The 12,847-nt window shown below is 52.0% G+C and carries 11 protein-coding genes; 10 read left to right on the forward strand and 1 reads right to left on the reverse strand.

Annotated elements, in window-relative coordinates; all coding sequences use genetic code 11:
• The first annotated feature begins 16 nt into the window (after positions 1–16).
• From ACMGDE_RS02185 to ACMGDE_RS02230, 10 genes are all read left to right on the forward strand, one after another.
• A complete protein-coding gene (locus ACMGDE_RS02185) occupies positions 17–505 on the forward strand; it encodes a DinB family protein (RefSeq protein WP_436831115.1) in 489 nt (162 codons plus the stop codon).
• A 4-nt stretch (positions 506–509) separates the two neighbouring features.
• A complete protein-coding gene (gene ilvC, locus ACMGDE_RS02190; RefSeq protein WP_436831116.1) occupies positions 510–1,991 on the forward strand; it encodes a ketol-acid reductoisomerase in 1,482 nt (493 codons plus the stop codon).
• Positions 1,992–2,059: 68 nt separating this feature from the next.
• Positions 2,060–3,526 (forward strand): ATP-binding cassette domain-containing protein, encoded by a 1,467-nt coding sequence (locus ACMGDE_RS02195; protein WP_436831117.1) that lies wholly within the window; start codon positions 2,060–2,062, stop codon positions 3,524–3,526.
• Between the two features lie 45 nt (positions 3,527–3,571).
• On the forward strand, positions 3,572–5,080 hold the full coding sequence (locus ACMGDE_RS02200; protein WP_436831118.1) for a 2-isopropylmalate synthase: 1,509 nt from the start codon (positions 3,572–3,574) through the stop codon (positions 5,078–5,080).
• An 89-nt stretch (positions 5,081–5,169) separates the two neighbouring features.
• Positions 5,170–6,567 (forward strand): 3-isopropylmalate dehydratase large subunit, encoded by a 1,398-nt coding sequence (gene leuC, locus ACMGDE_RS02205; protein ID WP_436831119.1) that lies wholly within the window; start codon positions 5,170–5,172, stop codon positions 6,565–6,567.
• A gap of 4 nt (positions 6,568–6,571) precedes the next feature.
• The gene (leuD, locus tag ACMGDE_RS02210; RefSeq protein WP_436831120.1) at positions 6,572–7,168 is read left to right on the forward strand and encodes a 3-isopropylmalate dehydratase small subunit; all 597 of its coding nucleotides are present in this window, start codon (positions 6,572–6,574) and stop codon (positions 7,166–7,168) included.
• A gap of 8 nt (positions 7,169–7,176) precedes the next feature.
• Complete coding sequence (locus tag ACMGDE_RS02215; RefSeq protein ID WP_436831121.1) at positions 7,177–8,718, forward strand: hydroxymethylglutaryl-CoA lyase-like TIM-barrel protein; 1,542 nt, start codon at positions 7,177–7,179, stop codon at positions 8,716–8,718.
• A 115-nt stretch (positions 8,719–8,833) separates the two neighbouring features.
• Positions 8,834–9,928 (forward strand): 3-isopropylmalate dehydrogenase, encoded by a 1,095-nt coding sequence (gene leuB, locus ACMGDE_RS02220; protein ID WP_436831122.1) that lies wholly within the window; start codon positions 8,834–8,836, stop codon positions 9,926–9,928.
• The gene (gene ilvA / locus ACMGDE_RS02225) at positions 9,925–11,157 is read left to right on the forward strand and encodes a threonine ammonia-lyase IlvA (RefSeq protein WP_436831123.1); all 1,233 of its coding nucleotides are present in this window, start codon (positions 9,925–9,927) and stop codon (positions 11,155–11,157) included. Before leuB ends, ilvA begins: the two co-directional genes overlap by 4 nt.
• Before the next feature lies 1 nt (position 11,158).
• A complete protein-coding gene (locus ACMGDE_RS02230) occupies positions 11,159–12,010 on the forward strand; it encodes an AraC family transcriptional regulator (protein ID WP_436831124.1) in 852 nt (283 codons plus the stop codon).
• A 12-nt stretch (positions 12,011–12,022) separates the two neighbouring features.
• Here the strand turns inward: ACMGDE_RS02230 and ACMGDE_RS02235 are convergent, their stop codons facing one another.
• A complete protein-coding gene (locus ACMGDE_RS02235; protein WP_436831125.1) occupies positions 12,023–12,847 on the reverse strand; it encodes a sugar phosphate isomerase/epimerase in 825 nt (274 codons plus the stop codon).

Consider the following 12,847-nt stretch of genomic DNA (forward strand, 5'->3'; position numbering starts at 1 on the left):
GCACGTCATCAGCATCATGCCAGACATTATTTTTAAGTATATCAGACAGACCCGGGCAGTCTTCGCCCAAATGGTGAGCGAGTTGAGCATGGATGACATCAATGTCATCCCGAATGGCTTCCGCAATAATATCGGGTGGAATTTCGGGCACATCGTGGTCAGCACCCAGGGGCTTTGCTACCGCCGGACACAGGTGGCACCAGCCTATAGCATCCCGTTTGTCGAGGACTATGGGAAGGGCACCAAGCCCGAAAAATGGATAACCCCGGAGGAACTGGACGTACTGAAGAGTCAGCTGGTTTCATCGGTCCAGCAGATTGAACAGGACTATCGGAATGGCGTGTTTTCGACGATCAGTCCGTTTTCCACGTCGACCTATGGCTTGGAGATGACGACCATCGAAGAGGTGCTCACCGCAACATTGGCACATGACAATCTCCACTTGGGGTATGCCATGGCACTTAGAAAAGCAGTACACGAACAAAAAAGTCAATCACATACATAAAACAATGGCAAATTATTTTAACACCCTACCCCTTAGAGAACAATTAAACCAATTAGGCGTCGCTGAATTCATGGATATCAGCGAGTTCGCTGACGGTATCAGTGCTTTAAAAGGCAAGAAAATCGTGATCGTGGGCTGTGGTGCTCAAGGCCTCAACCAAGGGCTTAATTTACGCGACAGTGGACTGGATGTCTCCTACGCCCTTCGTAAGGAAGCAATCGAACAAAAGCGCGACTCGTGGAAGAATGCCACAGACAATCACTTTACGGTCGGCACGTATGAAGAGCTGATCCCCACAGCAGATCTGGTCAGCAACCTTACTCCGGACAAGCAACATTCGTCTGTAATCGACGCGGTGATGCCGTTGATGAAAGAAGGTGCTACGCTTTCCTATTCACACGGTTTCAATATCGTGGAAGAAGGAAAACAGATCCGCAAAGACATTACGGTGATCATGATCGCCCCAAAATGCCCAGGTTCAGAGGTGAGGGCGGAATATCTGCGCGGCTTCGGTGTACCGACACTCATTGCTGTTCACCCGGAAAATGATCCCCAAGGCAAGGGTCTCGCGGAGGCGAAAGCCTATTGCGTGGGAACCGGTGGCCATAAGGCAGGTGTCTTGCGTTCGTCTTTCGTAGCCGAGGTCAAATCCGATTTAATGGGTGAACAAACCATTTTATGCGGACTGTTGCAAACCGGGTCAATCCTCTCCTTTGATAAAATGGTTGAAAAGGGCATTGAGCCGGGGTACGCGGCCAAGTTGGTTCAATATGGTGTTGAAGTCATTACCGAAGCCTTAAAACAAGGCGGGATCACCGCGATGATGGACCGACTAAGCAACGTCGCTAAAATTAAAGCTTTTGAGGTTTCAGAAGAATTGAAGGCGATTATGCGTCCGCTATTCCAAAAACATCAAGACGACATCATGAGTGGCCAATTCAGCCGCACCATGATGGAGGACTGGGCGAACGGAGATAAGAATCTATTGCAATGGCGTGCCGCTACCGGCGAGACAGCCTTTGAGAAAACAGCTGCGGGCGACATCAAGATTGGCGAACAGGAGTATTTCGACCATGCCGTGTTTATGGTTTCTTATATTAAAGCTGGCGTAGAGCTCGCATTCGAAACCATGGTCGAGGCGGGTATTAAACCAGAATCGGCTTACTATGAGTCATTGCACGAAACCCCGCTGATCGCCAATACCATCGCTCGCAAAAAACTGTTCGAGATGAACCGTGTGATCTCCGATACGGCCGAATACGGTTGCTATTTGTTTGATCATGCGTGTAAACCGCTATTGGCTGACTTCATGAAAACCGTAGACACGGATATTATTGGCAGGGATTTCAATGAAGGTAAAGACCTAGCGGTCGACAACCAAGCGCTGATCGCCGTAAACGAAGCCATCCGCACCCATCCGGTAGAGAAAGTGGGCGCCGTGCTGCGCAAAGCCATGACAGCAATGAAGGCTATAAAAACAGTTTAGGAAACGTACCGTAAAGAAGGCATCATTGCATATCATCGCCATTTTGCATAAGTTTGTATCGTACTATCATGACTGACCCAGTCGTCCATATCGCCCAATTGAACCTGCAATATGCACATGATGTGGTATTGGATCAATTGGACTGGCAAATCCACCCCGGGGAGTTTTGGCTCATCGGCGGGCGGAGCGGGTCGGGCAAAAGCGCGTTGGCTAAAGCGTTGGCGGGTCTTGAAAAAACAAGCGGTACCGTCCAAATCTGTTTTGACCACCAATCTCCGCGGCCTCCGCGCGTATTGTACGTGTCCAATTGGTATCAGTTTACCAACTTGGAGGGAGATCGTAACTTTTACTACCAACAGCGTTATAACAAACAACAACAAAACGACACACTAACGGTTTATGCCGAGTTGGCAGCTTTTGCCGAATCCGAGAACCTGTTAGTCGAGGACTTAGCAAAATACCTCGATCTTTTTGAATTCGTTGACCTGAAGGGCACCCAGCTGATTGAGCTCTCCAGCGGCGAGCACAAGAAATTGCAATTGATCAAAGCGCTGTGGTTAAAACCCCAGTTGTTGATTGTTGACGAACCTTACACCGGATTGGACAAAGCATCACGCCAAAAACTGAATGGCTTTTTCGATGAGCTCGCCGCGGCCGGTACACACCTCGTGCTCATTACCAATGAGACGGATTTACCGCGTTGCATCAATCGGTTTGCTCAAATCGAAAAAGGCAAGCTCAAGCAGGTAAGCTCCGTGTCAGCCCTACCCATGGATATCGGTCGTTCGCGGAAGGATTTACCCCCATTCCTCAGGGAAGCGCCGACGGTATCCGCTGACATCATGGTCGAAATGGAGAACATCCATGTCCGCTATGGAGAGAAAGAAGTGCTGAAAGGGATCGATTGGACGGTCCGGGCGGGTGAAAAATGGCTGCTCCAAGGGCATAACGGCTCGGGAAAATCAACCCTGCTAAGCCTGATCACGGGCGATCACCCCCAAGCTTATGCTAATCATATCCGGCTATTTGGCCACCAGCGGGGCAGCGGAGAAAGCATTTGGGAGATTAAAGAACGCATAGGCATCATCTCTCCTGAACTGCATTGGTATTTTGATAAAACCGCTCGCGTATGGCAAGCGATTGCCTCTGGCTTCTATGACAGTATCGGCCTGTTCAGACAGGTCAGCTATGAGAAGCAACAGAAAATCAATCAGCTGTTGGCTTTTTTTGACCTTACTGCGGATAAAGACCGACTGATTACGACACTGCCTTTGGGGAAACAACGCTTGGTATTGCTGGCCAGAACGATTATCAAAAACCCGCCATTGCTGATTCTGGATGAGCCGTGCCAAGGGCTTGACCGTGCCCAGACATCGCTTTTCAATGCGGTGGTCGATGAGTTGTGTGGTTTCGGAAAAACGCTGATTTATGTTGGCCACTATGAAACACAGTTGCCTACTTGTTTGGAAAAGAAAATGGTATTGGAAAAAGGCGAAGCCTTGGTAACAGAAGAGATAAACGAGCTTGCTTATTAAGCTTAAGCGAGCGATCCGAATACACAACAGAAAAAATAGTTTATAATGCTGCACGATCCCAACCGCATATATGTTTTTGACACCACGCTCCGCGATGGAGAACAGGTGCCCGGTTCGCAACTGACCACCCCGGAGAAACTCATTGTCGCTGAAGCGCTGGAGGCATTGGGCGTGGACATTATCGAAGCCGGATTCCCCATTTCAAGTCCGGGTGACTTCAACAGCGTGGTGGAGATATCCAAATTAGTGAAGAACCCCACGGTTTGTGCGCTTACACGGGCAAATAAAGGCGACATTGACTGTGCTGCCGAAGCCCTGAAACACGCCAAAAGACCGCGTATCCATACCGGTATCGGCGCATCCGACACACACATCAAGTATAAATTCAACAGCACACGCGAGGCGATTCTCGAGCGGGCCGTCGAGGCCGTCAAATATGCCAAGACATTCGTAGAAGACATCGAATTCTATGCCGAAGACGCCGGAAGGGCAGACAACGAATACCTCGCCCGGATGATTGAAGCGGTCATCGCGGCAGGGGCAACGGTGGTGAATATACCCGACACCAACGGCTATTGCTTACCTGAGCAATATGGTGCAAAAATCAGGTTTCTGAAAGAAAACGTCAAAAACATCGATCAGGCGATCATCTCCGTACACTGCCATAATGACCTCGGACTGGCTACGGCGAATAGCATTGCCGGCTTGCAAAACGGCGCAAGACAGGTGGAATGTACGATCAATGGCATCGGCGAACGTGCGGGCAATACCTCCCTTGAAGAGGTGGTGATGACCCTGAAGACGCATTCCTCCATTGGCCTGCATACGCACATCAATACCAAACAGCTCTATCCCCTGAGCGGCATGGTGAGCCGCATGATGCGCATGCCCGTGCAGCCCAACAAGGCCATCGTGGGGCGCAATGCGTTTGCGCACAGTTCGGGTATCCATCAGGATGGGGTGCTCAAACACCGCGAAAACTACGAAATCATGAATCCCGAAGATGTCGGGATTGATCAATCGGAGATCATCCTGACTGCCCGCAGCGGAAGGCACGCCCTGAAGCACCACCTGGAACGACTGGGATACGGGATTGACCGCATCGACCTCAACCAGGTATACCAGCGCTTTTTGGAGCTTGCCGATGAGAAGAAGGAATTGAAAGACGATGATCTCCTGCAGCTGATGGGCGACAAAACGGAGGAAAGCTTTAAGAACGGCTTATCCATCAACGCATTGCAGGTCACCACCGGCGACCAGGAAACGCCGGAAGCAACCATTACCCTCAGCTATAACGGCGTGGAACGCGAAGCGACTGCCCCTGGAAACGGGCCGGTGAGCGCGACCATCAAGGCGATCGAAGAAATTATCGGCAAACATATTGAAATCAAGGAATTCAACATCCACTCCATCCACGGCGGCAGCGACGACGTGAGCAAGGTGGATATGCGCGTGGTATACGACGATAAATCGTATATGGGATATGGCTTCAGCACCGATATCGTGCGGGCATCAGCCAATGCCTATCTGGATGCGCTGAATAAGTTTATTTGAAAAAGTAAAAAGTAAAAAGTAAAAAGTAAAAAACTCGGAGCTGAAAGCGAACGGCTAAAGCTGATAACAACGAAACAACAACTATAAAAATGAGTAAGACATTATTTGACAAGGTATGGGATGCCCATGTGGTGCACAAGATTGAAGGGGGACCCGATGTGTTATTTATTGATCGGCATTTGATCCATGAAGTGACCAGCCCTGTTGCATTTTTGGGATTGAGGAATCGTGGAATACCCGTGTTATATCCGGAGCGCACCTTTGCCACTGCGGATCACAACACACCGACCATGAACCAGCACCTGCCTGTGGAGGATCCGCTATCGGCCAATCAACTGAAAGCACTGGAAGAAAACACCCGGGCGTATGGCATTCGGCATTGGGGGTTGGGTCACTATAAAAACGGCATCGTACACGTCATCGGCCCTGAAAACGGGATTACGCAACCGGGTGCTACCATCGTTTGCGGCGACTCGCACACTTCTACACACGGCGCCTTCGGAGCCATCGCCTTTGGCATCGGTACATCCGAAGTAGAAATGGTGCTTTCTACGCAGTGCATCATGCAGCCCAAAGCGAAAAAGATGCGCATCACAATCAATGGTGCCCTGGGCAAAGGGGTATTGCCCAAAGACGTTGCGCTGTTCATTATCTCCAAGCTCACCACCTCGGGCGCCACGGGCCACTTTGTGGAGTATGCCGGAAGCGTATTCGAGCAGATGAGCATGGAAGGCCGGATGACCGTCTGCAACCTGAGCATTGAAATGGGTGCCCGCGGCGGGATGATCGCACCCGACCAAACGACCTTCGATTACATCAAAGATCGGGAGTTCAGCCCTAAAGACGCCGATTGGGACAAGGCCATGGCCTACTGGAAAACCCTGAAAACCGACGACGACGCGGTATTCGACAAGGAATTTGTATTTGACGGTGCCGAGATCGAGCCGATGATTACTTACGGCACCAATCCCGGCATGGGTATTGGCATCACCCAGGATATACCCGATGCCATCAGCGCCGAAGAAGCCAAGGCGACCTTTGATAAATCGTTGGGATATATGGGCTTCCACGAGGGCGAAGCGATGGTGGGCAAGAAGATAGACTATGTGTTTGTAGGCAGCTGCACCAATGGCCGCATCGAGGATTTCCGGGCGTTCGCTTCCTTGGTAAAAGGAAAACGGAAGGCCGACGAAGTGACCGTATGGCTGGTACCCGGCTCGCATGTGGTAGAAGCGCAGATCAAGGAAGAAGGTATCCTCGACATCCTGACCGAAGCCGGTTTCTCGCTGCGTCAGCCGGGATGTTCGGCCTGTCTGGCGATGAACGAAGACAAAATACCGGCCGGCAAATATGCCGTGAGCACTTCCAACCGGAATTTCGAAGGCCGGCAAGGTCCCGGCTCCCGTACCCTGCTTGCCAGCCCGCTGGTTGCCGCAGCAGCGGCCGTCACCGGAAAAGTAACCGATCCGAGAACCCTTTTACAATAACGACATGGCATACGATAGTTTCAATATATTGAGAAGTACGGCGGTTCCGCTGCCGATTGAGAATGTGGATACCGACCAGATCATTCCCGCCCGGTTTTTAAAAGCCACCGAACGGGTGGGATTCGGCGACAATCTCTTCCGCGACTGGCGCTATAATGCAGACAACACGCCCAAAGCCGATTTCGTGTTGAATGACCCCACTTATCGAGGCAAAATCCTGGTGGGCGGCAAAAATTTCGGTTCGGGCTCGTCCCGCGAACACGCCGCCTGGGCGATTTACGACCATGGATTCAGGTGCGTGGTATCCAGTTTCTTTGCAGACATCTTCCGGAATAACTGCCTGAATATCGGCGTGTTGCCCGTGCAGGTGAGCGCCGGATTCCTGGAGCGCATCTTTGCGGAGATCTATGCCGATCCCGATACGGAATTGGAAGTGAACTTGCCCGCGCAAACCCTCACCCTATTGGCTACCGGCGATAGCGAGTCGTTTGACATCAACAGCTACAAAAAGGGCAACATGTTGAACGGCTTTGACGACATCGACTACCTTCTCAATATCAAATCTGACATTCAGCAATTTGCGAAGACCCTTCCCATATAATCCTGGCAATGGAAAGAAGGAAAATAGAAATCATGGATACGACATTGCGCGATGGCGAACAAACATCGGGCGTGTCGTTCTCGGTTTCGGAGAAATTGACCATTGCGCAGCTGCTGCTGGAGGAGCTCCGAGTAGATCGCGTGGAAGTCGCCTCGGCACGGGTTTCCCAAGGGGAATTTGATGCGGTGAAGGCCATCACGGATTGGGCTTCCCGAAATGGGTATCTGGATAACATCGAGGTGCTTTCTTTTGTTGACAATGGCGTATCCATCGCCTGGATGCAACGGGCAGGCGTCAAGGTGCAAAACCTGCTGACCAAAGGCTCGCTCAACCACCTCACCCACCAGCTGCGGAAAACACCGCAGCAGCATTTTGATGAGATCGCGAACGCCATTGAACAAGCCGCGCAACAGGGGATTGCCACCAATGTGTATTTGGAAGACTGGAGCAACGGCATGCGCCACTCGCTCGAATATGTGCTGCAATATTTGGATTTTCTCGCATTGCAGCCCCTCAACCGGGTCATGCTGCCAGACACCCTCGGTGTGCTCACGCCCGCTGAAACCTATCGGTATCTTTCCGCATTGCGGGCACGCTACCCGCAGCTTCCTATTGATTTCCATGCACATAATGATTATGACCTGGGCACAGCGAACGTGCTCGAAGCAGTAAGGGCTGGCGTAAACGGCCTGCACCTGACCGTCAACGGCATGGGTGAGCGCGCCGGAAATGCCCCCCTGGCCAGCGCCGTGGCGGCCATCAAGGATTTTCTGACCGATGTGCAAATCAGCATTAAGGAATCTGCCATTTATTCGGTAAGCAAGCTCGTCGAAAATTTCTCGGGTGTGCGGATCCCGACGAACAAGCCCATTGTGGGCGACAATGTATTCACCCAAACGGCCGGCATACACGCCGATGGCGACAACAAACACAACCTCTACTTCAATGACCTGCTTCCCGAGCGTTTCGGCCGGAAACGGAAATATGCGCTTGGGAAGACTTCTGGCAAGGCCAACATTGAGAAAAACTTGCAGGAACTGGGTTTGAAGCTGAATGAGGAAGACCTGAAAAAGGTGACACAGCGCGTGATCGAACTTGGTGATAAGAAGGAAAATGTAACCACCGAGGACCTGCCGTATATTATTTCCGACGTGTTGGCCACGAAGGCGCTTGACGAAAAAATTGTGGTCGAATCGTACGTGCTGACCCACGCGAAGGGCCTGCGCCCTTCGGCCACCATTGCGGTACGCATCCATGACCAACTGTTTGAGGAGCACGCGCAGGGCGATGGACAATTTGACGCATTCATGAACGCGCTGACCAGGGCGTACGCGAGAAAAAACTTGCCGCTGCCGACCTTGGTTGACTACAATGTCCGCATCGCCCCGGGCAGCAGCTCGGATGCGCTTTGTGAAACCACCATCACCTGGGAAACAGGCGACCGCACCTTTTCGACGCGCGGACTGGATTCGGATCAAACGGTGTCTGCCATCAAGGCTACCCAAAAAATGCTGAATATTGTCTTGCATGTAGAGCCTGCTATGGGATAGGAGATATTAGACGTTAGACGTTAGACATTAGACATTAGACACGAGACATTAGACACTAGATATTAGACATTAGATATTGTGCTAGGTGATGATTTTTTACTTTTAACTTAACAACATGGAATTGAATATAGCGCTCTTACCTGGTGATGGAATTGGACCTGAAGTGATCGGACAGGCTGTGAAGGTCGTCGATGCCGTCGCCAAGAAATTTGACCACAACGTTAACTGGACTTTCGGATTGACCGGTGCGGCGGCCATCGATGCCGTAGGCGACCCCTACCCAGAGTCGACCCACGAGATCTGTATGGCGGCGGATGCGGTGCTGTTTGGTGCCATCGGGCACCCCCGCTATGACAACGACCCCAAAGCGCCGGTACGCCCGGAACAGGGATTGCTCAAGATGCGCAAAAAACTCGGCCTGTTTGCCAATGTGCGACCCACGTTCACCTTCCCTTCGCTGATTGACCATTCTCCCTTGAAGCGGGAGCGCATCGAGGGGACGGACCTGATCATCCTCCGGGAACTCACCGGGGGGATCTATTTCGGTGAGCGGGGCCGGAAAGACGGCGGGGATACCGCCTTCGATACCTGTACCTATACCCGCGAGGAGGTGAAGCGCCTGGCCAAACTGGGCTTTGAGATGGCCATGAACCGGCGGAAGAAGCTGTGCTGTGTGGATAAGGCCAATGTGCTGGAAAGCTCCCGGCTATGGCGGGAAACGGTGCAGGAGATGGAGCAGGATTTTCCGGAAGTGGAAGTGAGCTATGAATTTGTGGACGCCGTAGCCATGCGCTTGGTTCAATGGCCGTCGTCTTATGACGTGCTCATCACCGAGAACCTTTTTGGTGACATCCTGACGGACGAAGCATCGGTGATATCGGGTTCTATGGGCTTGATGCCTTCGGCCTCTATCGGTGTGCATACTTCTCTATTCGAGCCCATCCACGGTTCATACCCACAAGCGGCCGGAAAAGATATCGCCAACCCCTTGGCCACGGTGCTTTCTGCCGCCATGATGTTTGAAGATGCCTTTGGCTTGAAGGAAGAAGCAGCCCTCATCCGTGCGATTGTCAACAAATCGCTGGCCGAGGGAATCGTGACCGAAGATCTTGCCGGCAAAGACAACGCCTATAAAACCAGTGAAGTGGGTGATTGGCTGGCGGCACAGGTCCACCTCCTAGAAGGGGTTGCCGCAACATCCGCGCAATGAACCAAGCGATCGAGGCCGCATCCGAACGTTTAAAAGGGGTAGTGACCCACACCCCTTTGCAATATAATCAACGATTGTCGGCAAAATACCATGCGGCGATTTACCTCAAGCGCGAGGATCTGCAGGTGGTACGATCCTATAAATTGCGCGGCGCATTCAATAAGGCCAGCAAACTAACCGCCACCGAGCGTGCCAAGGGGGTGGTCTGTGCCAGTGCGGGCAACCATGCCCAGGGCGTGGCCTTCTCGTGCAAGCATATGGGCATCAGGGGCGTGATCTTCATGCCCGAACCCACGCCGAGGCAGAAGATCAGCCAAACCGAGATGTTTGGCAATGGGTACATTGAAATCATCCTGACGGGCGATACCTTTGACGACTGCCAGCAAGCCGCTTTGGCGTACTGTGCCGAACACGGCATGACCTTCATCCATCCGTTTGACGATCCGGACATCATCGAAGGCCAAGGCACCGTAGGTGTGGAGATCCTACAGGATGAACCTGATATCGACCTGGTCATCATCCCCATCGGCGGTGGGGGGTTGGTCTCAGGGGTGGGAAGTTATTGCAAGGAAACCAACCCCGGGATCACGATCTACGGCGTGGAACCCGAGGGGGCGCCTTCTATGAAAGCCGCATTGGCACATGGCGGACCGGTGACGCTCGGCGAGATCAATCGCTTCGTGGACGGTGCCGCGGTGAAACGCATCGGTGACCTCACCTACCAATATGGTAAGGAGGTGTTGGACGATGTGAGGCTCATCCCCGAAGGCAGGATATGCACCACCATCCTCGAACTGTATAACAAAGATGCCATCGTAGCCGAACCGGCAGGGGCGCTTGCGGTGGCCGCGCTTGATTTCTATGCCGATGAAATCAAGGGTAGAAAGGTGGTCTGCATCGTCAGCGGTGGCAACAATGACATCGACCGGATGGGTGAAATCAAAGAGCTTTCCCTGCTGTATGAGGGACTGAAGCACTATTTCATTATCCGCTTCCCGCAACGCCCCGGGGCGCTCAAGCTGTTTGTCAACGAAGTACTGGGACTGCATGACGATATCACGCGATTTGAGTTTATCAAAAAGACCCAACGCGAACGGGGACCGGCCCTGGTCGGCATCGAGCTCCAGCTGGCTACCGACTATACAGCGCTGGTAGATCGGATGCGCCAACACCGCTTTGAGTTCAAAGAAGTAAACAGTGATCAAACACTGTTTGAGTACCTCATATGAGATGAAACCGCTTATTCAAAAACTACCGCTTTCGGAAGACTCGTCGTTTGTGGCCAGAACCTACCGCACGCCGAATTTCGAGGTGCCCTGGCATCAGCACATCGAATATGAACTGATACTCTTTACAGAAGGAGAAGGGATGAGTTTCATCGGGAACTACGTAGGTGCCTTCGAGACTGGCGATATTTTCTTCTTAGGCGCCAACCTACCGCATACCTTTCAGAAAAAGCAGGACCTGGTCACCAGCGCGGTCGTCGTTCAGTTCCGTGAGGATTTTTGGGGAAGGGAGTTTATGGATCTTCCCGAACTACGTGACATCAACCTCATGTTCCAGACCTCCGTAAAAGGGTTGAAAATCGTAGGCAAAAGCAAAACGCGATTAGGCCTATTGATACGCGATCTGGAATGCTTGAGGGGTTTTCCGCGGATTACAGCACTCTGCGAATGCCTGTCGATCATTGCATTCGAAGCCGAGTATGTCGAACTTTCTAATCAAGAAGTGAAACCTCTCAACGCAAAGGATAAGGAACGCATTGACAAGATCTTCCAGTACACGATAGACCATTTCAAGCAGCCGATTTCCCTCGCCTATATCGCAGGGAGCGTGGGGATGAGCATACCGGCGTTTTGCCATTATTTCAAGAAGAGCACCAAAAAAACGTATGTTTCTTTTCTGAATGAAGTACGCATTGGCTACGCCTGCAACCTATTGATTGACACGAACCTGACCATTATCGAGATCTGTTACGAAAGTGGCTTCAACACCTTGGCCAATTTCAATAAGCAGTTTCTTAAAATAAAAGGGTTTACCCCTTCCCATTTCCGTAACCACTTCAGGGAATCCGTAAAATAACCGACAAATACATTATCCGCGATAGCGGTCGCCCAACAATTCCATCATATACCGGTTTACCTCCCATTGATCGCTGATGGGCGTGAGGGTACCTGGCAGATGGACCATGTAAGGAGACGGACCAAACTCTGGCGTAATGGTCATCCGAGCCTCGTTGCGCGCTTTCCACACACCAACCACTTGATCCCACCAGCGGAGATGAATATCCAGTGCATCCCGCCATTCGGCCACCCGGGGATCGGGTACCTGCGGTCCCTGAGTATACCCCACCCGCGCGTGGAGGTGCCCCGTCCGCTGAATAGCCAGGGTTACGGCATCCGGTTGATCCGCCAAGTAGGTCTCCGCCACGCATATCCAGTGGGAAATATCCAATGTTATCCGAAGGTCAGGAATGCCCGCTAGGTAGGCTTGTGTGACATGTGCGGCAAAGCTGAATTTGCTTCGATGGGTCTCGTGGAAAACCGGCAGCCCCGATGCTGCCGTAAAACCGGTAGCCAGGTCAATGAGTGCCTTATTCTGCTCATAAGTAAAAAAATCCCTGCCGGTCTGGGAGTTTACCTTCACTGCCGGGTAGTCCCGTATCTTTTCGAACCAATCCGCATAGGCATCGTAATGCTTGGAAAACTCGGCAGCCGAGGTGTCATAGTGTTGGATGATGAGCACAAGCCCACGCTTTTCAGCAGCTTCCCACATTGTATCCATTTCTTGGATGGTCGTACCTTTTGCGATACCTACTTCCACCCCGTTATATCCCGCCGATTTGACCCCCACCAGAAAATCCGTCCAGGGCACCTCTTCAGCGCCCCAACGTGGACAGAAGAATAAGATTCCTGCCAT

It is taken from the genome of Parapedobacter brassicae (genome assembly GCF_051400755.1).
Classification (GTDB): Bacteria; Bacteroidota; Bacteroidia; order Sphingobacteriales; family Sphingobacteriaceae; genus Parapedobacter.